Source organism: Streptomyces sp. NRRL WC-3626, from assembly GCF_000718785.1.
GTDB lineage: Bacteria > Actinomycetota > Actinomycetes > Streptomycetales > Streptomycetaceae > Streptomyces > Streptomyces edwardsiae.
In genome coordinates, this window is the sequence record NZ_JOCA01000014.1 from 37,103 (window position 1) to 57,642 (window position 20,540).

22 protein-coding genes are annotated in these 20,540 nt (G+C 73.3%); 14 read left to right on the plus strand and 8 right to left on the minus strand.

Features of this window, described 5'->3' with window-relative positions; all coding sequences use genetic code 11:
- Positions 1-28: 28 nt before the first annotated feature.
- The 3 genes from IF28_RS0121390 to IF28_RS0121400 are packed head-to-tail and all read left to right on the plus strand — an operon-like array spanning position 29 to position 3,314.
- Positions 29-1,228 (plus strand): acyltransferase family protein, encoded by a 1,200-nt coding sequence (locus IF28_RS0121390; RefSeq protein WP_051713821.1) that lies wholly within the window; start codon positions 29-31, stop codon positions 1,226-1,228.
- Positions 1,229-1,287: 59 nt separating this feature from the next.
- A complete protein-coding gene (locus tag IF28_RS0121395) occupies positions 1,288-2,040 on the plus strand; it encodes an MBL fold metallo-hydrolase (protein WP_030222827.1) in 753 nt (250 codons plus the stop codon).
- A 41-nt stretch (positions 2,041-2,081) separates the two neighbouring features.
- Positions 2,082-3,314, plus strand: a complete 1,233-nt coding sequence (locus tag IF28_RS0121400; RefSeq protein ID WP_030222830.1) for a DUF4032 domain-containing protein — start codon at positions 2,082-2,084, stop codon at positions 3,312-3,314.
- A 16-nt stretch (positions 3,315-3,330) separates the two neighbouring features.
- On the opposite strand, the gene IF28_RS0121405 is transcribed toward IF28_RS0121400, so the two are convergent.
- The gene (locus IF28_RS0121405; protein ID WP_030222833.1) at positions 3,331-4,203 is read right to left on the minus strand and encodes a universal stress protein; all 873 of its coding nucleotides are present in this window, start codon (positions 4,201-4,203) and stop codon (positions 3,331-3,333) included.
- Between the two features lie 200 nt (positions 4,204-4,403).
- Here IF28_RS0121405 and IF28_RS0121410 point away from each other — a divergent pair, with 200 nt between their 5' ends.
- From IF28_RS0121410 to IF28_RS0121435, 6 genes are all read left to right on the plus strand, one after another.
- Positions 4,404-6,080 carry an FAD-dependent oxidoreductase gene (locus tag IF28_RS0121410; protein WP_030222837.1) on the plus strand — a complete coding sequence of 559 codons (1,677 nt, stop codon included), beginning with the start codon at positions 4,404-4,406 and terminating at the stop codon, positions 6,078-6,080.
- Positions 6,077-7,537, plus strand: coding sequence for an ATP-binding protein (locus IF28_RS0121415; protein ID WP_030222840.1), 1,461 nt, complete (start codon positions 6,077-6,079; stop codon positions 7,535-7,537). The genes IF28_RS0121410 and IF28_RS0121415 overlap by 4 nt, the downstream gene beginning before the upstream one ends.
- Positions 7,534-7,887 carry a UBP-type zinc finger domain-containing protein gene (locus tag IF28_RS0121420; RefSeq protein WP_030222843.1) on the plus strand — a complete coding sequence of 118 codons (354 nt, stop codon included), beginning with the start codon at positions 7,534-7,536 and terminating at the stop codon, positions 7,885-7,887. Before IF28_RS0121415 ends, IF28_RS0121420 begins: the two co-directional genes overlap by 4 nt.
- A gap of 57 nt (positions 7,888-7,944) precedes the next feature.
- On the plus strand, positions 7,945-8,622 hold the full coding sequence (locus IF28_RS0121425; protein WP_030222845.1) for an AIM24 family protein: 678 nt from the start codon (positions 7,945-7,947) through the stop codon (positions 8,620-8,622).
- 81 nt (positions 8,623-8,703) lie between these two features.
- Positions 8,704-9,663 (plus strand): threonine/serine dehydratase, encoded by a 960-nt coding sequence (locus IF28_RS0121430; protein ID WP_030222848.1) that lies wholly within the window; start codon positions 8,704-8,706, stop codon positions 9,661-9,663.
- A gap of 78 nt (positions 9,664-9,741) precedes the next feature.
- On the plus strand, positions 9,742-11,298 hold the full coding sequence (locus tag IF28_RS0121435) for a serine/threonine-protein kinase (RefSeq protein ID WP_199809020.1): 1,557 nt from the start codon (positions 9,742-9,744) through the stop codon (positions 11,296-11,298).
- Here the strand turns inward: IF28_RS0121435 and IF28_RS0121440 are convergent.
- Positions 11,269-12,738 (minus strand): serine hydrolase domain-containing protein, encoded by a 1,470-nt coding sequence (locus IF28_RS0121440; protein WP_030222853.1) that lies wholly within the window; start codon positions 12,736-12,738, stop codon positions 11,269-11,271. The genes IF28_RS0121435 and IF28_RS0121440 overlap by 30 nt on opposite strands.
- A 73-nt stretch (positions 12,739-12,811) precedes the next feature.
- Between IF28_RS0121440 and IF28_RS0121445 the strand changes: the two genes are divergently transcribed.
- Complete coding sequence (locus tag IF28_RS0121445) at positions 12,812-13,798, plus strand: LLM class F420-dependent oxidoreductase (RefSeq protein ID WP_030222856.1); 987 nt, start codon at positions 12,812-12,814, stop codon at positions 13,796-13,798.
- Between the two features lie 92 nt (positions 13,799-13,890).
- Entirely contained in the window at positions 13,891-14,316 is a 426-nt protein-coding gene (locus IF28_RS0121450; protein ID WP_030222860.1) for an SsgA family sporulation/cell division regulator, read from the plus strand.
- A 7-nt stretch (positions 14,317-14,323) separates the two neighbouring features.
- Here IF28_RS0121450 and IF28_RS0121455 read toward each other — a convergent pair whose 3' ends face one another.
- Positions 14,324-14,821 carry a DUF6328 family protein gene (locus IF28_RS0121455; RefSeq protein WP_030222863.1) on the minus strand — a complete coding sequence of 166 codons (498 nt, stop codon included), beginning with the start codon at positions 14,819-14,821 and terminating at the stop codon, positions 14,324-14,326.
- Positions 14,822-14,970: 149 nt separating this feature from the next.
- Between IF28_RS0121455 and IF28_RS0121460 the strand changes: the two genes are divergently transcribed.
- Entirely contained in the window at positions 14,971-15,309 is a 339-nt protein-coding gene (locus IF28_RS0121460; protein ID WP_030222866.1) for a hypothetical protein, read from the plus strand.
- Between the two features lie 9 nt (positions 15,310-15,318).
- On the opposite strand, the gene IF28_RS0121465 is transcribed toward IF28_RS0121460, so the two are convergent.
- The 4 genes from IF28_RS0121465 to IF28_RS0121480 form a co-directional block, all read right to left on the minus strand.
- Complete coding sequence (locus IF28_RS0121465) at positions 15,319-16,302, minus strand: aldo/keto reductase (RefSeq protein WP_030222870.1); 984 nt, start codon at positions 16,300-16,302, stop codon at positions 15,319-15,321.
- Positions 16,303-16,332: 30 nt separating this feature from the next.
- Positions 16,333-17,043, minus strand: coding sequence for a ribonuclease H family protein (locus IF28_RS0121470; protein WP_030222872.1), 711 nt, complete (start codon positions 17,041-17,043; stop codon positions 16,333-16,335).
- Positions 17,040-17,834, minus strand: coding sequence for a VOC family protein (locus IF28_RS0121475; protein WP_030222875.1), 795 nt, complete (start codon positions 17,832-17,834; stop codon positions 17,040-17,042). Before IF28_RS0121475 ends, IF28_RS0121470 begins: the two co-directional genes overlap by 4 nt.
- A 155-nt stretch (positions 17,835-17,989) precedes the next feature.
- On the minus strand, positions 17,990-18,472 hold the full coding sequence (locus tag IF28_RS0121480; protein ID WP_030222877.1) for a VOC family protein: 483 nt from the start codon (positions 18,470-18,472) through the stop codon (positions 17,990-17,992).
- Between the two features lie 232 nt (positions 18,473-18,704).
- Between IF28_RS0121480 and IF28_RS0121485 the strand changes: the two genes are divergently transcribed.
- Both IF28_RS0121485 and IF28_RS0121490 read left to right on the plus strand, forming a co-directional pair.
- Entirely contained in the window at positions 18,705-19,364 is a 660-nt protein-coding gene (locus tag IF28_RS0121485) for an ATP-dependent Clp protease proteolytic subunit (RefSeq protein WP_030222879.1), read from the plus strand.
- Complete coding sequence (locus IF28_RS0121490) at positions 19,364-19,966, plus strand: ClpP family protease (protein WP_030222881.1); 603 nt, start codon at positions 19,364-19,366, stop codon at positions 19,964-19,966. The genes IF28_RS0121485 and IF28_RS0121490 overlap by 1 nt, the downstream gene beginning before the upstream one ends.
- A gap of 15 nt (positions 19,967-19,981) precedes the next feature.
- On the opposite strand, the gene IF28_RS0121495 is transcribed toward IF28_RS0121490, so the two are convergent.
- Positions 19,982-20,374, minus strand: coding sequence for a helix-turn-helix domain-containing protein (locus IF28_RS0121495; RefSeq protein WP_030222884.1), 393 nt, complete (start codon positions 20,372-20,374; stop codon positions 19,982-19,984).
- Positions 20,375-20,540: the final 166 nt, after the last annotated feature.

Consider the following 20,540-nt stretch of genomic DNA (forward strand, 5'->3'; position numbering starts at 1 on the left):
CTGGGCCGCACCCGGGCGGGGAGGGCCGATGGGCGCGGACACGGAGCGGGCGGCGCGGCCGGGCAGGCGGCGCGAACTCGACGCGCTGCGCGCCCTGGTCGTCCTCGGGCTGGTCTTCTTCCACGCCGCCCTCGTCTTCTCCCCCGACGACGACTTCTACGTCAAGAACGCGAGCACGACCAACGCCGTCACCGTCCTCGCCGGGTTCGGCGTGGTGTGGGCCATGCCCATGCTGTTCCTGGTGGCCGGCCTCGGCGCCCGGTACTCGATCGCCCGCCGGGGCCCCGGCGGGTTCGCCCGGGAACGGCTGCTGCGGCTGGGCGTCCCGCTGGTCTTCGGGACGGTCGTGCTCTGTCCCCTCCCCCAGTGGCTGCGGCTGCGCGCCGCCGACCCGGGGTACGACGAGCCGTACGTGCGGTTCTGGGGGCGTTTCCTGAGCGTGCGGCCGGACCTGGCCGACTTCCCCTTCGTCCTGGAGGGCGACCACTTCGAGACCGGGCACCTGTGGTTCGTCGTCCTGCTGCTCGCCTTCTGCCTCCTGCTCGCCCCGGCCGCCGCCCGGCTGGCGGCGGCGGCCGGCCGCGTGGCGCCCGCGCTGCGGCGCCGGCCGGCGCTGCTGCTGCTCCCGGCGCTGCCCCTGGCCGCCGTCAACGCGCTGCTGGGCATGGAGGAGGACTACGCGGGCTGGAACCGCTGGGCGTATCTGCTCTTCTTCGTCTGCGGTTTCGCCCTCGCGGACGACGAGCGGGCCCGGGAGGCGATGCGCCGGGCCGCGGTCCCCGTGGGCGCGCTCGGCGTGGCGCTGTTCGCCGGGTGCGCGCCCGGTTTCGTCGCCGGGGACGACCCGTTCACCGCGTGGACCTCGTTCGCGCTGGTCACGCGGGCGCTGTTCGGGGCGGCCGGCTGGTGCTGGGTCGTGGCGATCCTCGGCCTGCTGGACCGGCCCCGGCGCCCGCGCGCGGACGGCGGCCGGGGCGGCGTCCTGCCGTACCTGGCCGTCGCCGCCCTGCCGTTGTACGTCCTGCACCAGCCGGTCGTCGTCGTCCTCGCCTACGGCGTGGTCGGGTGGTCCGCGCCGATGGCCGTCAAGTACGGGGTGATCGTGGCCGCCTCCCTGGCGGTCGTCCTCGCGCTGTACGAGTACGGGGTGCGCCGGTGGGCGGTGACCCGGTTCCTGTCCGGGATGCGTCCCGGCCCGCGCCCCCCTCCGCCCCCACCCGCGTCCTGATCTGCTTTCCTGATCACGTCGGGCAGGAACGACCGGAACAACTCGAACTCGGGACGATCATGCGAGCAGCGGTGCGGCACGTCGCGGACGGCACCTACCTGGTGCACGGCACGAACACCAACTGGGTGATCCTCACCGAGGGGGACGCCGTCACACTGATCGACACCGGCTACCCCGGCGACCGCGAGGGGCTGCTCGCCTCGCTGGCGGAGGTGGGGAGCGCGCCGGAGGCGGTGACGGCCGTTCTGATCACGCACGCCCACAGCGACCACCTGGGGTCCGCCGAGTATCTGAGCACCGCCTACGGCACCCCCGTCCACACCCACAAGGCGGAAGTCCCGCACGCCCGCCGGGACTTCCTGCACCAGGTGACCGTCGGACAGGTGCTGCGCAACGGCTGGCGGCCCGGTGTGCTGCCCTGGGCGGCGCACGCCCTGCGCTCCGGTGGGACGGCGGACGTGGCGGTCACCTCGCCCGAGCCGTTCCCGGAGTCCGGCCCCGGCCCGCTCGATCTGCCGGGCCGGCCCGTGCCCGTGCACACGCCCGGCCACACCGCCGGGCACTGCGCGTTCCACTTCCCGGACACCGGCGTGGTGGTGTCCGGCGACGCCCTGGTGAGCGGCCATCCCACCTCGCGCGTACGGGGCCCGCAGATGCTGACGGACATGTTCCACCGCGAGCGCGCCACCGCCGTGGCCTCGCTGGACGTCCTCGCCCAACTGGACGGCGAGCTGCTGCTGCCGGGGCACGGGCCGCTGCACGAGGGGTCCGTGCGGGACGCCGCCCGGCTGGCCCGGGAGCGCGCCCAATAGGGTGGGACGACGACCGCCCACAAGACGAGGACACCTCCGCCATGGCACTGCAGATCAACGCCACCAACCCGGAGCACCCCGCGCTCCTGTTGGAACTGCCGTGGCATCTGCCGCTGGAGGAGTGGCCCGAGGAGTACCTGGTCCCGCTGCCGCGCGGCATCTCCCGGCACGTGGTGCGCTACGCGCGCGCCGGCGACGAGGTGATCGCGGTCAAGGAACTCGCCCAGCGGCCCGCGCTGCGCGAGTACGAGCTGCTGCGCGACCTGGACCGCATCGGCATCCCGGCGGTCGACCCGCTGGCCGTGCTCACCGGCCGCACCGACACCGCCGGGGAACCGCTGGAGAGCGTCCTGGTCACCCGGCACCTCGGCGGCTCGATGCCCTACCGGTCGATGTTCGAGACGACGCTGCGCCCGGCGACCATGCACCGGCTGATGGACGCGCTCGCCGTGCTGCTGGTGCGGCTGCACCTGGCCGGGTTCGCGTGGGGCGACTGCTCGCTGTCCAACACGCTGTTCCGGCGGGACGCGGGCGCCTACGCCGCCTACCTCGTGGACGCCGAGACCGGTGATCTGCACCCGGAGCTCAGCGCCGGCCAGCGGGAGTACGACCTCGATCTCGCGCGGGTCAACATCAGCGGCGAGCTGCTCGACCTGGAGGCCTCGGGGGCGCTGCACCCCTCCGTCGACCCGATCGAGTTCGGCACCGAGATCTGCGCCCGCTACCAGAGACTGTGGCAGGAGCTGACCCGCACCTCCGTGTACCCGGCGGGCAAGTACCAGTACATCGAGCGCCGGATCCGCCGGCTGAACGACCTCGGCTTCGACGTGGCCGAGATGCAGATCGAGCACGCCTCCAACGGCGACACGGTCACCTTCGTGCCGAAGGTCGTGGACGCCGGGCACCATCAGCGGCAGCTGCTGCGGCTGACCGGCCTGGACGCCGAGGAGAACCAGGCCAGGCGGCTGCTGAACGACCTGGAGAGCTGGATGGCCACCCAGGACGACTACGCCCCGGGCGACCCCCTCGGCGCCCGTCCGGAGGTCCTCGCGCACCGCTGGGTGCGGGAGGTCTTCCGGCCCACCGTGCGGTCCGTGCCGCCGGAGCTGCGCGGGCCGATGGACGCCGCGGAGATCTATCACGAACTGCTCGAGCACCGCTGGTACCTGTCCGAGCGTGCCCAGCACGACATCGGGCTGGGCACGGCCGTCGAGGACTACATCAAGAACATCCTCCCGAAGGTGCGGGAGACGCTCCGGCCGACGGCCGACTGAGCCCGAGACGCCCCCGTCAGGCCGGCGGCACCACGGCCACCGGGCAGTCCGCGTGGTGCAGGACGCCGTACGCCACCGAGCCGATCCTGGCCCCCACGGCGGTGCGGTGGGCACGGCGGCCGACCACCATCAGCTGGGCGGTGCCCGCCACCGAGAGCAGCACCTGGCCGGCGCTGCCCATCTCCACGTGCTCGATCACCCGCACGTCCGGGTAGCGCTCCCGCCACGGCGCGAGGGCCGCCGCCAGCGCCTTCTGCTCGAACGGCTCCAGACCGCCGGCCTCGTCGAGGAGCTGCAGCGAGGCGGGGCTGTAGGCGAACACCGGGGGCAGGGTCCAGGCCCGTACGGCGCGTACCGTGGCCCCGCGCCGGGCCGCGGTCTCGAAGGCGAGGCCGAGCGCGGCGGCGCTGTCCTCCGGGTCGCCCTGCTGGCCGACGACGATCTCGTGCCCGGCGACCTCGTCCGACGCCTGGTCCCCGGCCCGTACGAACACCACCGGCCGTCCGGCGTCGACGATCACCTGCTGGCCGACCGAGCCGACCAGGAAACCCATGATCCGCCCATGGCCGCGCGAGCCCAGCACGAGCAGCTCCGCGTCGGCGGCCGCCTCCGTGAGCGTCGGGACGGCGTCGCCCTCCAGGACGTCCGTCGTCACCGCGAGCCCGGGGTGGCGTTCGGCGACGGCGCGGACCGCCCCGGCGGCCGACTCGCGCGCCCACCGCTCCTGGGTGGCCCTGTCCCCCGTGTCCACCGCGTCGTGCGCCTCGAACCGCCAGGCGTGCACCACCCGCAGCGGCAGTCCCCGGCGGACCGCCTCCCGCGCCGCCCAGGCCAGCGCGGCGAGGCTCTCCCCGGTTCCGTCGATCCCTGCCGTGATCGGGCGCGTCATCCCGTTCCTCCCGGTGTCGTGTCCACTTGGCACGGTCCAGTCTTCCCTACACCGCCGCCCCGGCCGCAGGCGGTCGTGGGGCTCACCCGTCCCTGAGCGTTTCGGCGCGGGCGAACATACGATGGGCGGGGCCGGTGTGGTGGCCGTGGGCCGACCGGGGTCCGCCGCGCCGGGGAAACGAGCGCACACGTGGGGGACGTATGACTCAGGCCGCCGAAGCGGCGCGAAACGTGATCATGACCGTGGACGACGATCCGGGTGTCTCCCGCGCGGTGGCCCGGGACCTCAGAAGGCGTTACGGGGCGTCGTACCGGATCGTGCGCGCGGAGTCCGGCGAGTCCGCGCTGGACGCGCTGCGCGAACTGAAGCTGCGCGGCGACCTCGTCGCGGTGATCCTGGCCGACTACCGGATGCCGCGGATGAACGGCATCGAGTTCCTGGAGCAGGCCCTCGACATCCACCCGGGGGCCCGGCGGGTGCTGCTGACCGCGTACGCGGACACCGGCGCGGCGATCGACGCGATCAACGTCGTCGACCTCGACCACTACCTCCTCAAGCCGTGGGACCCGCCGGAGGAGAAGCTCTACCCGGTCCTCGACGACCTCCTGGAGGCGTGGCGGTGCAGCGACTACCGGCCGGTGCCCAGCACCAAGGTGGTCGGGCACCGCTGGTCGGCGCGGTCCTCGGACGTACGGGAGTTCCTGGCCCGCAACCAGGTGCCGTACCGCTGGTACTCCTCCGACGAGCCGGAGGGCCGCCGGCTGCTGGCCGCCGCCGGTGAGGACGGGAGGCGGCTGCCGGTGGTGATCACCCCGGACGGGACGCCCCTGGTGGAGCCGGAGACCGTGGACCTCGCCGCGCACGTGGGCCTGGCGACGGCCCCGGAGGCCGACTTCTACGACCTGGTGGTGATCGGCGGCGGCCCGGCCGGTCTCGGCGCGGCGGTCTACGGGGCCTCGGAGGGGCTGCGGACCGTGCTGGTGGAGCGGTCGGCGACCGGCGGGCAGGCGGGACAGTCCTCCCGGATCGAGAACTATCTCGGCTTCCCCGACGGGGTGTCGGGCGGGCAGCTCACCGATCGGGCGCGGCGGCAGGCCACCCGGTTCGGCGCCGAGATCCTCACCGCGCGCGAGGTGACGGGGCTCGAGGTCAACGGCGGCGCCCGCGTCGTACGGTTCTCCGACGGCTCCGAGATCGCCGCGCACAGCGTGATCCTGGCGACCGGGGTGTCGTACCGGCAGCTGGCGGCGCCCGGCTGCGAGGAGCTCAACGGCTGCGGGGTGTACTACGGGTCCGCGCTGACGGAGGCCGCCGCCTGCCAGGGCCAGGACGTGTACATCGTCGGCGGCGCCAACTCGGCCGGGCAGGCGGCGATGTATCTCGCCCGGTTCGCCAAGTCGGTGACGCTGCTGGTGCGCGGGCCGGACCTCGCGGCGTCGATGTCGTACTACCTGATCCAGCAGATCGAACAGGCGCCGAACATCTCGGTGCGCTGCGGGTCGGTCGTCGAGGGCGCGCACGGCGACGGGCACCTGGAGCGGCTGACCGTGCGCGACACGAGCGGCGGAGCGAGTGAGCTCGTCGACGCGCAGTGGCTGTTCGTGTTCATCGGCGCCGCCCCGCTGACCGACTGGCTGGACGGCACGGTGCTGCGGGACGAGCGCGGGTTCATCCTCGCCGGGCCCGACCTCACCGCCGACGGACGGCCGCCCGCGGACTGGGAGCTGGACCGGCCGCCGTACCACCTGGAGACCAATGTGCCCGGCGTGTTCGTCGCGGGCGACGCGCGCGCGCAGTCCGCCAAACGGGTCGCGTCCGCCGTCGGAGAGGGAGCCATGGCCGTGATGCTCGTCCACCGGTATCTGGAGCAGTCGTGAGCGGGCAGCCGCTGCCGTGCAGCCCGCGGGAGATCGGCGCCCTGTTCCTGTTCGAGAAGCTCACCCCCGAGCAGTTGGGGCGGCTCTGCGGCGAGGGCCGGGTGGAGCGGTTCGAGCCCGGTCCGGTCTACACCGAGGGGGAGCCCGCCACCTGCTTCTACGTGATGCTCGACGGCACCGTCGTGCTGTCCCGCCGGGTCGGCGCGGACGACGTGGAGGTCACCCGCACCTCCCAGCGCGGGGTGTACGCGGGCGCCATGCAGGCGTACCTCGGGGACCGGGTGCGGCAGGTGTACAACAACTCGATGCGCGTGACGGAGCCGACGCGGTTCTTCGTGGTGCCCGCGGACACGTTCGCGAGCATCATGCAGGAGTGGTTCCCGATGGCCGTCCACCTCCTGGAGGGGCTGTTCTTCGGGTCGAAGAGCACCCAGCGGGCCATCGGCCAGCGCGAACGGCTGCTGGCGCTCGGCTCGCTGTCGGCCGGGCTGACCCACGAACTCAACAACCCCGCCGCGGCGGCCGTGCGGGCGACCGCGACGCTGCGCGAGCGCGTCGGCAAGATGCGGCACAAGCTGCGCATCATCTCCGCCGGCACCTACGACCGCGAGACACTGGCCAACCTCATCGACATCCAGGAGCGCACGGCCGAACGGGTCGCGAAGGCACCGGTGCTGAGCCCGCTGGAGGCGTCCGACCGCGAGGACGCGCTCGCCGACTGGCTGGACGACCACGGTATCGACGACGGCTGGCGGATCGCCCCCACGTTCGTACAGGCCGGGCTGGACGAGGACTGGCTGGACGAGGTCGCCGCCGCCGTGGACGAGGAGACGCTCCCCTCGGCGGTCGGCTGGCTCAGCTACACGGTCGAGACGGAACTGCTGATGGACGAGATCGCGGACTCCACCAACCGCGTCTCGCACCTCGTCGACGCCGCCAAGCAGTACTCGCAGCTCGACCGCGCCCCCTTCCAGGTCGCCGACGTGCACGAGCTCCTCGACAGCACGCTGCTGATGCTGTCGGGGAAGTTCGGGCAGCGGATCAAGGTGGTCAAGGAGTACGACCGCACCCTGCCGCGCGTGCCCGCGTACCCGGCGGAACTCAACCAGGTGTGGACCAACCTGATCGACAACGCGGTCGCCGCCATGAACGGGACGAGCGGCGAGGGCACCCTGACCGTGCGCACCGCGCGGGAGAACGACCGGCTGCTGGTGGAGTTCGGCGACACCGGCACGGGCATCCCGCCGGAGGTCCGCGACCGGGTCTTCGACCCGTTCTTCACCACCAAGCCGGTGGGCGAGGGCACCGGGCTCGGCCTGGACATCTCCTGGCGGATCGTGGTGAACAAGCACCACGGGACGCTCCGGTTCGACTCCGAGCCCGGCGACACCCGCTTCCAGGTGCTGCTGCCGCTCACCGCACCGGCCCCCGACGACACCCCCGAGGAGTCCGCATGACCAGCGACCACGACATCGACCCCGCCGTCCCCCCGGGCGGCCCGGGCTGCGCCGACTGCGACTCCGTGGGCGGCTGGTGGTTCCATCTGCGGCGCTGCGCGCGGTGCGGCCACATCGGCTGCTGCGACAGCTCGCCCGGCCGGCACGCCACGGCGCACTTCAAGGCCACGGGGCATCCCGTGGTCCGCAGCTACGAGCCGGGCGAGGACTGGTTCTGGAACTACGCCACCAACGAGCTGTACGAGTCCGGCCCCGACCTGGCCCCGCCCGCGAGCCACCCCGCCGACCAGCCGGCGCCGGGGCCCGCGGGACGGGTGCCGGCGGACTGGGCACAAACACTGCGCGGCTGAGCGGCGGCCCACGTCACGGTCCTGGCGGAGGGAGGGAGTCCGGGCGAGGATGCCCCCATGAAGGGTGACCTGTTTTCCAGTCAGCACATGGTGCGGCCGGCGACGGCGGCGGGCATGACGGTCGAGAACGCCAAGTGCGTGCGCTACACGGTCGACGGCGAGATGCACGCCCGGCAGGGCGCGATGATCGCCTACCGCGGCGATCTGCGCTTCGAGCGCAAGGGCCAGGGCGTGGGCGGCATGCTCAAACGGGCGGTGACCGGCGAGGGGCTGCCCCTGATGGCGGTGCGCGGCCGGGGCGAGGCCTGGTTCGCGCACGAGGCGCAGAACTGCTTCATCGTCGAGGTCGACCCCGGCGACGAGTTCACCGTCAACGGCCGCAACGTCCTGTGCTTCGACTCCTCGCTGTCCTACCGGATCGCGACCGTGAAGGGCGCCGGCATCACCGGCGGCGGCCTGTTCAACAGCGTCTTCACCGGGCACGGCCGGCTGGGGCTGGTCTGCGACGGGAATCCGCTGGTGATCCCGGTGTCCCCGCAGTACCCGGTCTTCGTGGACACGGACGCGATCGTCGGCTGGACCGCGGGCCTCGACACCTCGCTGCACCGATCGCAGTCGGTCGGCTCGATGCTGCGCGGCGGGTCCGGCGAGGCCGTACAGCTGGTGCTGCGGGGTGAGGGCCATGTCGTCGTCCGGCCCAGTGAGGCGACACCCCAGAAGGCACAGCAGCACTGACCGATGTTGACCTTGGCCGCCGGCCGGGTCAGGGTGGACGGCGACGCGGATCGCACACCCCGCGCCGGAGAGGTGGCAGTCGTGATCGGGATCGCCGACATCGAGACCGCGGCCGGGCGGATCGCCCCGCACGTGGTGCGGACCCCGACCGTGCCGAGCCCCGGCCTGTCGGCGCTGCTGGGGGTTCCGGTCACGGCGAAGCTGGAGCTGCTGCAGCGCACCGGTTCGTTCAAGGTGCGGGGCGCGGCGGCGAAGCTGCTGTCACTGGGCGAGGCCGAGCGGGCGGCCGGGGTCGTGGCGGTGAGCGGCGGCAACCACGGGATCTCCCTCGCGGTGATGGCCGCGGCCCTCGATGTGAAGGCCACGGTGGTGATGCCGCGTTCGGCGCCCGCCCGGGCCGTGGAGATCGCGGAGTCCGCCGGGGCGTCGGTGCGGCTGACCCCCGACATGGACGGCGCGTTCGCGCTGATGAACCGGCTGCGGCAGGAGGGGCTGACCCTGGTCCACCCCTTCGACGACCCGGTGGTGATCGCCGGTCAGGGCACCGTGGGGCTGGAGTTCGCCGCCGACGCCGGTGACCTCACCGACGTGCTGGTGAGCATCGGGGGCGGCGGGCTGATCGCCGGGGTGGCGGCGGCCCTGCGGGCGCTGCGGCCGGGGGTGCGGATCTGGGGCGTGGAGACCGAGGGCGCGGAGGCGATGTCCCGGGCGCTGGCGGCGGGCGGCCCGCTGCCGGTGAGGCTGACGTCCATCGTGTCCACGCTGAGCGCGCCGGCCGTGTCCCGGCTGACGTACGAGCATGTGTCGGAGCTGGTCACCGAGGTGCTGGTGGTGCCGGACCGGGAGGCGGTACGGGGCTCCCTCGACCTCGCGGACCACGCCAAGGTGTGGGCCGAACCGGCGGCCGGCTGTCTGCTGCCCGCCGCGCGGCGGGTGCTGGAGCGGGTCGGTGGGGACGCCCGGCTGGGTCTGGTGGTGTGCGGCGGCAACGCCACCACCGGCGACATGATCGCCTGGACGGAACACTTCGAGCTTCGCTGAGGCTCCCGTTGAACGGACGCGGCCCGTTTCCCGTACCCCTGGGGACAGCGGGAGCCGGCGGTTCGACGAGGGATGGCCATGGGCAGGGCGCACGTCTCCACGGACCGGTCGGTCGCCGGGCGGTACCGGCTGATCGAGGTCGCGCGTCGCGAGACCAACCGGGTCCGCTGGTACGCCGACGATCCGGGCACCGGGCGCCCCTGCCTCGTCACGCAGACCGCCCTCCCCCAGGACGCGGGCGTCACGCCCTCGCGGGTGCTGCGGGCGACGGAGAGCGTGGCCCGGCTGTGCCCCGGCCGGATCGCGACCGTCGTCGACGCCGTCGAGGAGTCCGGTTTCCTGTGGACCGTGCACGCCTGGATCGACGGCACGTCGCTCGACGAGGTCCTGGCCGAGGAGGGCCCGTTCACCCGCGCGCGGGCGGCACGCGTCGCGCTGGAGCTGCTCGACGTCCTGGACGCCGCGCACGCCGAGGCCGTCACCCACGGCGAACTCAGTCCGGGCCAGGTGTTCCTGCGCGAGGGCGCCCCGGTCGTGGTCACCGGGTACGGGCTGGCGGGCGCCACGTCGGTGCCCCGGCTCACGGCACCGTCGTACGCCTCCCCGGAGCAGGCCCGCAACGAGCGGATCGGGCCCGCCGCCGATCTGTGGGCGCTGGGCGCGATCCTCTACACGATGCTGGAGGGGCGTCCGCCGTTCCGGGACCGCGGGCGGCCCGAGGCCACGCTGAAGGGCGTGGACCGGCTGCCCCTGCGCACACCGTTGCGGGCGGGACCGCTCACCCAGGTCGTCCAGGGGCTGCTGCGCAAGGACCCCCGGGAGCGACCGGCCCGGCAGGCGGTGCGGGAGGCGCTCACCCGGGCACTGCGCGAGGACGACGGCACGACCGCGACGGCGCTGTCCGGCACCGTGCGGTACGCGGGCCGGGAGTGGGGCCGGCGGGCGACGCTCATCGGCACCACGCTGGCCGTCGTCACGGTGGCGGCCGCCGTGCTCGCCGCGACCCGGGGACTGCCGGGCGGCGACGGCGAGCCGGCCTCCGACGCGCCACCGGCCGCCGCGTCCGTCCCCGCCGCGTCCGTACCCGCCGCCCCCGGCGCCACGCCGGACGACGAGCCGGAGACGCCCGCCCCCTCTCCCTCCCCGACGGACGACGCCGGCGGTCTCCCGCCCGGCTATCACGCCTACCACGCCCCGGAGGGCTTCTCCGTGGCGCTGCCCGGCGGCTGGAAGCGGCTGGACACCTCGCCCGGCGCCGACGGGGCCTACCGGGTCGTCTTCGGCGCCGACGGCGACCCGCGCACCCTCGCCGTCACCTACAGCGAGGGGGTGGGGGCGGACGCGGTGGCCGTATGGCGGGACGACGTGGAGCCGCTCCTGGAGCGGTCCGGCGACGGCTACGACCGGATCGGCGGGATCCGCGCGACGACGTACCAGGGCCGGGAGGCCGCCGACATGGAGTGGTCCGCCGACGCCGGCGGCGACCGGGTGCGCACCTTCGGGCGCGGCCTCCTCCTGGGCGGCGGACGCGGCTTCTCGCTGCGCTGGACGACCCCGGCCGCCGACTGGTCGCAGCCGGCGAGCCGGGAGGCCCTGCGGACCGTCCTACGGACGTTCCGCCCCGCCCCGGACTGATCCGCGCGGGGCGCGCAGCTTCCGCAGCGGCCATGCGTGCAGCGGGCGGGTGAGCCACTGGGCCCGGAAGGTGCGGTCGGTGAGGGAGCAGGTGACCCGCAGGCGGTGCGGTGTCTCCAGGAACACGACGTCGACGGCGAGCGTGTCGCCGTCGGTCCAGCCGCCGCTCACGGCGGCCGGGACGGGCTTCTCGGCGGTCGTCCAGCCGGGCCCGCCGAACCGTGCGCCGAACCGCTCGCCGTCCTCGGTGAGGGTCAGGGTCCAGCCGCCGTCGGCTTCCGCCGTGACCTCGGCCGCGGTCAGCCCCGGCTGGTCCTCGCAGGTCCCGCCGTACGGGGTGAACGCGGCGCCGGACCAGTGCCCGGCCCGCTCCCGGGGTACGGGGCCGCCCTCGGCCGGGGGCAGGGCGAGCCGGCCCAGACGCTGTCGCAGGGCGGTGTCCGCGGCCTCCCGGCCGGTCGGCGGAGCGGGGTGGAAGGCGGGCAGGAGATGCCGCCAGACCAGGTCGAGGTACTCCTGCATCCGCTCGGTGCCCGTGGTCGCGGCGATCACCGCGTCGTGCTCGGGCAGGACGACGCAGAACTGCCCGTACGCCCCGTCGCCCCGGAAGCCGTGCCGTGAGATCCAGAACTGGTGGCCGTAGCCGCGGTCCCAGTCCTGCCGGTCCTGCTCCCCCATGGCGCCGGCGGTCGCCACATGCGGTCGGGAGGCGCGGGCGACCCAGCCCTCGGGCAGCAGCCGCTTGCCCTGCCACACCCCGTCGTCCAGGTAGAGCTGTCCGAGCCGGGCCACGGCGTCGGTGGCGGCGTGCAGTCCGCTGAAGCCGATCTCGCGGCCGGTCCTGTCCCGCTGCCACAGCGCCTCGCCGATGCCCAGCGGGTCGAAGAGCCGGGGCCGCAGATACTCGGTGAGGGTCTGCCCGGTGACCCGCTGCACGATCGCGCCGAGCGTGTACGTACACGGCTGGTTGTAGGCGAAGACGGTGCCCGGGTCCTGCTGCGGCGGCTGGAGCAGGAAGCCGCGTACCGGCTCGGCGGGGTCGGCACCGAACGCCGCGTCGACGGTCTCGCTCTCGTGTCCGCTGGCCATGGACGCCACGTGCCGGACCAGCATGGCCCGGCTGCGCGGGTCGGTGATGTCGGCCTCGAACTCCGGGAAGTACGACAGCACCGGCGCGTCGAAGTCGATCAGCCCCTCGCCCTCGGCGAGGGCGGCGGCGGTCGCCGTGAAGCTCTTGCTGAGCGAGTACAGCAGCTGGGGCCGTCCGGCGGTGTACGGCGCCCACCAGCCGGAGGCGACGAGCCGGCCGTGGCGCAGGATCATCAGTCCGTGCGGCTCGATGTCCGGGGCGGCCTCGAGGGCGTCGAGGAAGGCGTGGACGCCGGACGCGTCGACGCCCTGGGCGGCGGGCTCGGAGGCGGGGAGCGGATGGGTGGTCATGACAGGCATCCTGCCCGGGTCCCCGCCGGGTGATCCATCGTTTTCCCGGCCCCGGGCCGGGGACCCGGGACGCATGGTGCGAATCGGGTACACGATGATGACAGAGCAGGCCGGGCCTCGTGAGCTGGTCGCCCATGTGGTGCGGGCCGAGGAGGCGGGCTTCGACTTCTCGGTGACCTCCGACCACTCCTTCCCGTGGCTGGCGTCGCAGGGGCACGCGCCGTACGCCTGGAGCGTGCTGGGCGCGGCGGCACAGGCCACCTCGCGCATCCCGCTGATGACGTACGTGACCTGTCCGACGTTCCGCTACCACCCGGCGGTGGTGGCGCAGAAGGCGGCGACGGTGCAGCTGCTGTCCGAGGGCCGGTTCCGGCTGGGGCTCGGCTCCGGCGAGAACCTCAACGAGCACGTGGTGGGCGGCGGCTGGCCGTCGGTGGACGTACGGCACGAGATGCTCGAGGAGGCGGTGGAGATCATCCGCGCCCTGTTCGGGGGCGGACACGTGAACCACCGGGGCACCCACTTCGACGTCGAGTCGGCCCGGTTGTGGGACGTGCCGGACGAGCCGCCGCCGATCGGTGTCGCGGTGTCGGGGCAGCGGTCCTGCGCCCTCGCGGGCCGGCTCGCCGACCTGGTGATCGCCACGGAGCCGAAGGCGGAGCTGCTGGACGCCTTCGACCGGCACGGCGGGCAGGGCAAGCCGCGGGTCGGTCAGCTTCCCGTCTGCTACGACCCCGACCGGGAGGCGGCCGTGGCGCGCGCCCATGACCAGTTCCGCTGGTTCGGCAACGGCTGGAAGGTCAACTCCGAGCTGCCGCACCCGGACTCCTTCGCGTCGGCGACGCAGTTCGTGCGGCCCGAGGACGTCGCCGCGTCGATCCCGTGCGGCCGCGACCCGGCGGACTTCGTCGAGGCCGTCCGCCCGTACGCCGAGGCGGGCTTCACCGAGATCGCCCTGGTGCAGATCGGCGGCGAGTCGCAGCCGGCGTATCTGGACTGGTCGGAGAAGACGCTGCTGCCGGCGCTGCGGGACGCCTTCGGCGGGCCGGACGGCCGGTGATTCACCCGTAGGGCCGAGCATCTCGCGGGGATGCGGGGTACTAGAGGGCTTTACGTCGGTTCGTCACGTCGCTTCGTCCCGGAGGCCCTTTCGTGAACTCGTTCGTGCACAAGACCCTGGTGGTGGAGCTCCAGGCGGGCGACACGGACCGCTTTCCCGTGCTCGCCCATCTGAGCTACGACCCGTCCGACCCGTTCGCCGTCACCGTCGTCTTCAGCCACGACGGCCGCATCCTCGCCCGCTGGCAGCTGGACCGGGAGATGGTCACCGAGGGGCTCACCCGCCCGGTGGGCATCGGCGACGTACGGCTGCGGCCCCAGGCGCGGGGCGTGGAGCGGGAGCTGCGGATGGAGTTCCTCGGTGAGGCGCACGCCGACGGCGGCCGGCACCACGCGGTGGTGTTCGCGTGGGCCGAGACCATCGGCGAGTTCCTGCATGAGACCCGGCGGATGGTGCCGCCGGGCCGCGAGGAGGTCCGCGTGGACGACTTCCTCGCGGACGTCCTCGCCGGCACATGACCTCCGGTCAGCGCGTGGTGTGCCGGTACCGGGCCCACATCGGCAGACCGAACCAGCACAGCAGGTACCAGCCGACCACCCCGGCCACCAGATACGGGACGAAGTCGTCGTGGGTGGCGACACGCAGGATGAGCAGCAGGGAACAGCTGGTGGTGGCGAGCAGCAGCAGGAGGCCGAGCAGGGTGAGCCGGGAAGCCCACTGCACGGCCTGCGCCTTGATGCGCCGTCCGGAGACCAGCCGGTGCAGGGAGACGGGACCGATGAGGGCGCCGGTGGCGCAGGCGCCCAGCACCACCGTGACGAGGTAGATCGTCTGGTCCATGTCGGACAGCCTGGCGTAGGTCGGGGTGAAGACGACGGTCAGCAGGAAGCCGAAGAGGATCTGCACCCCCATCTGGGCGACCCGGACCTCCTGGATGAGTTCCGTCCACATCCGGTCCGCCCGCTCCTCCTGCGTCTCGTTGCGCCCTCTGCGCTCGTTCGCGCCCTGCTCCGTCTCCGGCACCGTGCCTCCCCTGGGTGTACGACATGGATGTCCTCACCCGAGTGCCCCGTTCGGCGCGGTTCTTGCCGGGCCGGGGGCCGGTTTGGGGGCGCGGGTCACGGTTACACGGACGGCTCGACGTCAACGAGGCCGAGGAGGTCGTGGGAGGCATGTCGGACACCGAACTCACCGTGACGATGAGCGGCGGGGGCGAGGCGGACGCCCGCGCCGTCGTGGGAGTCCTGGAGGAGACGTTCGGGACGCCCGCGCAGCGGCCCCGGGGCGAGGACGCGACGGTGCGCGTGGCGACGTTCGCCGGGGAGGGACACGGCGGCGCCGGGCGGACGGAGGCGGGGCCGCTGTCGGCGCCGGTGACCGTCACCGTGCAGGGGACCCCGGAAGCGGTGCGGCGGGCGAGCGACACCCTCGCGCGGTCCTTCACGGCGCGCGACGAGGGTGCCGCCTCCGGCGACCAGGAGCAGGAACGGCAGCTGCTCCTGGAGCCGTGACGCCGGCCGCTACCAGCGGGCCTCGACCTGGTCCTTGATCCGCCGCTGGTAGAGATCCCGGATCGCGGTGAGGGTCTCCTCGGACAGCTCGGGCAGCCGGGCGGCCTCCGCGTTGGCGCGGGCCTGGGCGGGCGTACGGGCGCCGGGGATGACGGTGGTGACACCGGGCTGCCGGACGATCCAGCGCAGGGCCAGCTGGGCCGGGGTGTATCCCTCGGGGGCGAGCGCGGCGAACTCGGCGGCGGCCTCGACACCGGTCGCGTAGTCCACACCGGAGAAGGTCTCACCCTGGTCGAAGGCCTCGCCGTGCCGGTTGAAGGCGCGGTGGTCGTTCTCGGCGAAGACGGTGTCCCGGGTGTACTTGCCGGACAGCAGTCCGGAGGCGAGCGGGACGCGGGCGATGATGCCGACGCCGGCCTCACGGGCGGCCGGGAGCACCTCGAGCAGCGGCTTCATACGGAACGGGTTGAGGATGATCTGCACGCTCGCCACGTTCGGCCGGGCGATCGCGGTGAGCGCCTCCGCGCACGTCTCCACGCTGACGCCGTAGGCGGCGACGCGCTCCTCCTCGACCAGGGTGTCGAGGGCGTCGAAGACCTCGTCGGTGGAGTAGACGGGCGTGGGCGGGCAGTGCAGCTGTACCAGGTCGACACGGTCGACGCCGAGGTTGCGCCGCGAACGGTCGTTCCAGGCGCGGAAGTTGTCCAGCACGTAGTTCTCGGGGATCTGGTCGGCCCGGCGGCCCATCTTGGTGGCGACCAGTACATGCAGATCGGGCCGTCCGCTGAGGAAGGACGCGATGGTCTGCTCGCTGCGTCCGTCGCCGTAGACGTCGGCGGTGTCGAAGAAGGTGACGCCCGACTCGGCGGCGGTCTCCAGGACCGCGAGGGCTTCCTTGTCGTCGACGTCGCCCCAGTCCGCCCCGAGTTGCCAGGTGCCGAGACCGATCACGGAGGCGTGCTGTTGCGACCTGTCGAATGTGCGCTCGTCCATGGACGTCAGTGTGTCATCCGTCCCGGCCGGTCAGGCGCTCTGGGCCGTCCGGCATTCGGGGTGGCCCCAGCCCTTGTCGTTCTTGGCGATCGTCTCACCGGCCGCGTAGGAGCGGCCGCACAGGCAGCGGCCGGGGAACTTGGCCTTGAGCGTGCGGGACGAGGAGCCGCCGCCGCGCTGCCGGGGCGCCTTGGCCCCGCCGGAGGCGCGCTTCGCCGCGCCGCCCGCCGGGCGGTCCGGGACGGCCGGCGGCTCGGGCGAGCCCTGTTCGCTGCCGGCGTTCTCCTGGACGGTGGCCGCCTGGCCGGCCGCGCGGTCGGCGAAGTCGTTGAGCCGGTCACCGTCGACCTGGTGGGCGGGGACGTAGCGGAACTCGACCGAGCGGCCCTGGAGGAGTTCGTCGATACGGACGACGAGTTCCTGGTTGGCGACCGGCTTGCCGCCCGCCGTACGCCAGCCGTTGCGCTTCCAGCCGGGCAGCCAGGTGGTGACGGCCTTCATGGCGTACTGCGAGTCCATCCGGACCTCGAGCGGCACGCCCGGGTCGGTCGACGCCAGCAGCCGCTCCAGGGCGGTGAGTTCGGCGATGTTGTTGGTGGCCCTGCCGAGCGCTCCGGCCTCCCAGCGGACCGGCTTCTCGGCGGCGTCGGCGACCACCCAGGCCCAGCCGGCGGGTCCTGGATTTCCCTTCGAAGCCCCGTCGCACGCGGCCACCACACGTTCACGCATGCGCCCGATCATGCCACGCCGGTCGTCTTCGGCGGCTCGCCGGTGGTGCTGCCGAGGTCGATCACCGAGAAGTCGGCGCCCTGCGGGTCGCTGATCGCCGCGAACCGGCCGAAGGGCGTGTCCATCGGCCCGAACCGCAGCACACCGCCCCGCTCGGTGGCACGGGCCACCGCCTCGTCGCAGTCGGTCACGGTGAAGTAGACGTTGATGTACGGGGGCATATCCGGCGGGAAGTCCTCCGTCATCCGCATCCGGCCGAGCACGCTGCGCTCGCCGAGGTCGTAGACGCGGAAGTCCACCTCGTGCTCGAGCCGCTCGGCACGGTAGGAGAACACGGCGGGGAAGAACGCGTCGGACTTCTCCGGTTCGCGGGTGAAGACCTCCGCCCAGCAGTACGCGCCCGGCTCGGCCACCGCGCCGAAGCCCTCGTGGGTGCCGGCCTGCCAGAGGCCGAAGACGACCCCGCCGGGGTCGCGGGCCAGGCACATCGTGCCGAAGTCGGCGACCCGCATCGGCTCCAACAGCAGTTCGCCGCCGTGGTCGCGGATCCGGGCGGCGGTCGCGGCGGCGTCCTCGGCCGCGAGGTACAGGCACCACTGGGAGGTGCCCTCCTGGCCGGGCATCGGCGGTACGACGGCCGCCACCGCCCTGCCGTCGACCCGGGCCTCGGCGTACCCGCCGAACTCCGTCGACGCCTCGGCGAAACTCCAGCCGAGGACGTCCCCGTAGAACCGCTTGGCCGCCTCGACGTCGGCGAACATCGCGTCGGCCCAGCAGGGGGTCCCTTCGGGCTGCACGACCATGCCCGCACCCCTTCCCGGACGGTGAACGCTCCCCCTTCACGCTAACCACCCCCCCCCTTCGGCCCGCCAATCCGCGGGCAGTCGTGCCGCAGGGCGATCGGGGAGGGTGGACGCGACGGCACCCCGCCGGCGCCGGGCGGCCCGCCCCGGGCGCGTCACTCGCCGGCGTACGCCTTCTCCAGTTCCGCGATGTCGAGTTTGGTCATCGTCATCATGGATTTCATCGCCCGGTCCGCCTTCCGCCGGTCCGGATCGCCGATCATCTCGGTCAGCCGTACGGCGTTGACCTGCCACGAGACGCCGAAGCGGTCCTTCAGCCAGCCGCACGGCCCGTGCTCGCCGCCGCCCTCGACGAGCTTCTCCCAGTAGTGGTCGATCTCCGCCTGGTCCGCGCAGTCGAGCTGGAAGGAGATCGCCTCGTTGAACGTGAACTCGGGTCCGCCGTTCAGCGCGACGAACTTCTGGCCGTTGGCCGTGAACTCGACGGTGAGCACGGAGCCCTCGGTGCCGGGCGCGGCCCCGGTGTTGCGGACGATGTCGCCGACGCCCGAGTCGTCGAAGACCGAGACGTAGAAGTTCGCGGCCTCCTCGGCCTGGCCGTCGAACCAGAGACACGTGGTGAATCCGTCGGTGGTCATGAGAGGTACCTCCTGGGCGTGGAACGCGGTCATGAGTGGTGACCCGTCCCGGCCCCGCGACTCATCGGTGCGGCCCCGGATTCATCCGTACGGCGGTCCGCGCGGGCCGCTCTGCCCGCGGCGAATCTGCCGCGGGCAGAGATTCCCCCGTCCGCCCCCGAGGCCGTTCGAGAGTGGAGGCGCACGCGGTCGTCCCGGCCGCGTCGACGACGAGCGACCTTCAGGAGCGCCGATGTCTCCACTCACCGCCGCCGGCCCGTGGCCGGTCCCGCTGCCCCGGGCCGAGGAGGGCGACACCCCGCCGACCCGGTTCGACGACCAACTCGCCGCCCAGCTGCTCGCGCAGCGGATCGTGCTGCTCGGCACCCAGGTCGACGAGGTCTCCGCCAACCGGGTCTGCGCGCAGTTGCTCATCCTGTCCGCCGAGGATCCGCGCACCGACATCAGCCTGTACGTCAACAGCCCCGGCGGCTCGGTCCACGCGGGCCTGGCCATCTACGACACGATGCGGCTGATCCCCAACGACGTCTCCACGCTGGCCATGGGCTTCGCGGCCAGCATGGGCCAGTTCCTGCTCAGCGTCGGCACCGCGGGCAAGCGGTACGCGCTGCCGAACGCGCGGATCATGATGCATCAGCCGTCGGGCGGCATCGGGGGCACGACCGCGGACATCGAGATCCAGGCGGAGAGCCTGGAGTTCACCAAGCGGACCATCGAGCGGATCACCGCCGAGCACACCGGGCAGACCCCGGAGACCATCTCCCGGGACGGCGACCGGGACCGCTGGTTCACCGCCGAACAGGCCAGGGAGTACGGGATGGTCGACCGGGTGGTGGAGTCGCTGGACGACGTCCGCCCGGCCGCCACGCGACCCAGGATGGGGCTGCGCTGATGGGTTCGTACACGATTCCGAACGTCGTCGAGCGCACGCCGCAGGGGGAGCGGTCGTACGACGTGTTCAGCAGGCTGCTCGCCGAACGGATCATCTTCCTGGGGACGGAGATCGACGACGGGGTCGCCAACGTCGTCATCGCGCAGCTTCTCCATCTGGAGTCGTCGGCACCGGAGAGCGAGATCGCGATCTACATCAACTCCCCCGGCGGCTCGTTCACCTCGCTGATGGCGATCTACGACACGATGACGTTCGTGCGGGCACCGGTCTCGACGTTCTGTGTCGGGCAGGCGGCGTCCACGGCGGCCGTGCTGCTGGCGGGCGGGGATCCGGGGCGGCGGTTCGTGCTGGAGCACGCGCGGGTGCTGCTGGGGCAGCCGGCCTCGGGCGGGGCCCGCGGCACGGCGTCCGATCTGGCGCTGCGGGCCAAGGAGATGGTGCGGATCCGCTCGCAGGTGGAGGAGGTGCTGGCCCGGCACACGCACCACGAGGTGGGGACGCTGCGGGCCGACATGGACCGCGACAAGGTGTTCACCGCCGGGGAGGCCGTGGCGTACGGTCTCGCCGACGAGGTGCTGACCCGGCGCCTGACGGGGCTGTGAGGCGCCGGGCGCGGGTCAGGCGGCCAGGCAGAGCCCGTTGTGCGCGGAGCCGGACGCTCCGCGGGGCGCGGTGGCGGCCCGCCGGGCGGTGACGCGGACGAGTTCCGTGTGGGCCCGGGTCAGCAGATCGCCGAGTCCGAGGCCGAGCGCCTGGGCGGCGGCCGCGAGGACCTCCGAGGATGCCTCCTTGCGGCCCCGCTCCACCTCGGAGAGATAGGGCATGGAGATCCGGGCGGCGTCGGCGACGTCCTTCAGGGTCCGCTCCTGGGCGAGCCGCTCGCCGCGGAGCACGTCTCCGACGAGGTCGCGCAGCAGCGGTTCCCTGGGGGCGGGGGCCGGGGCGGGCCGCAGGGGGATGACGCGGGCTTGTCGGGGCGCGGCGGGTCCGGCCGTCTCTTGACTGGTCACCTGCCCAGCCTAGGAATTCAGCCGCCGAGGGGAAGGGACCGGCGTTCCGCCCTGAGTGAAGCCGCACCGGGCGCGGCCGCGGCCGCTCCGCCGTACCATCGGACGTACGAGTGGCTACGGGTGCGCACCATTTTTTCGATCCTTTCGGAGGATGGTGGGCATGGCT

What these genes read in the sequence shown, in the direction of transcription:
- IF28_RS0121420 (WP_030222843.1), top strand. Translation starts at nt 7,534, where the DNA reads ATGACCAGCGACCACGACATCGACCCCGCCGTCCCCCCGGGCGGCCCG.
- IF28_RS0121485 (WP_030222879.1), top strand. Translation starts at nt 18,705, where the DNA reads ATGTCTCCACTCACCGCCGCCGGCCCGTGGCCGGTCCCGCTGCCCCGG.
- IF28_RS0121490 (WP_030222881.1), top strand. Translation starts at nt 19,364, where the DNA reads ATGGGTTCGTACACGATTCCGAACGTCGTCGAGCGCACGCCGCAGGGG.
- IF28_RS0121405 (WP_030222833.1), bottom strand. Translation starts at nt 4,203, where the DNA reads ATGACGCGCCCGATCACGGCAGGGATCGACGGAACCGGGGAGAGCCTC.
- IF28_RS0121390 (WP_051713821.1), top strand. Translation starts at nt 29, where the DNA reads ATGGGCGCGGACACGGAGCGGGCGGCGCGGCCGGGCAGGCGGCGCGAA.
- IF28_RS0121465 (WP_030222870.1), bottom strand. Translation starts at nt 16,302, where the DNA reads ATGGACGAGCGCACATTCGACAGGTCGCAACAGCACGCCTCCGTGATC.
- IF28_RS0121395 (WP_030222827.1), top strand. Translation starts at nt 1,288, where the DNA reads ATGCGAGCAGCGGTGCGGCACGTCGCGGACGGCACCTACCTGGTGCAC.
- IF28_RS0121460 (WP_030222866.1), top strand. Translation starts at nt 14,971, where the DNA reads ATGTCGGACACCGAACTCACCGTGACGATGAGCGGCGGGGGCGAGGCG.
- IF28_RS0121475 (WP_030222875.1), bottom strand. Translation starts at nt 17,834, where the DNA reads ATGGTCGTGCAGCCCGAAGGGACCCCCTGCTGGGCCGACGCGATGTTC.
- IF28_RS0121470 (WP_030222872.1), bottom strand. Translation starts at nt 17,043, where the DNA reads ATGATCGGGCGCATGCGTGAACGTGTGGTGGCCGCGTGCGACGGGGCT.
- IF28_RS0121400 (WP_030222830.1), top strand. Translation starts at nt 2,082, where the DNA reads ATGGCACTGCAGATCAACGCCACCAACCCGGAGCACCCCGCGCTCCTG.
- IF28_RS0121435 (WP_199809020.1), top strand. Translation starts at nt 9,742, where the DNA reads ATGGGCAGGGCGCACGTCTCCACGGACCGGTCGGTCGCCGGGCGGTAC.
- IF28_RS0121445 (WP_030222856.1), top strand. Translation starts at nt 12,812, where the DNA reads ATGGTGCGAATCGGGTACACGATGATGACAGAGCAGGCCGGGCCTCGT.
- IF28_RS0121480 (WP_030222877.1), bottom strand. Translation starts at nt 18,472, where the DNA reads ATGACCACCGACGGATTCACCACGTGTCTCTGGTTCGACGGCCAGGCC.
- IF28_RS0121440 (WP_030222853.1), bottom strand. Translation starts at nt 12,738, where the DNA reads ATGACCACCCATCCGCTCCCCGCCTCCGAGCCCGCCGCCCAGGGCGTC.
- IF28_RS0121410 (WP_030222837.1), top strand. Translation starts at nt 4,404, where the DNA reads ATGACTCAGGCCGCCGAAGCGGCGCGAAACGTGATCATGACCGTGGAC.
- IF28_RS0121425 (WP_030222845.1), top strand. Translation starts at nt 7,945, where the DNA reads ATGAAGGGTGACCTGTTTTCCAGTCAGCACATGGTGCGGCCGGCGACG.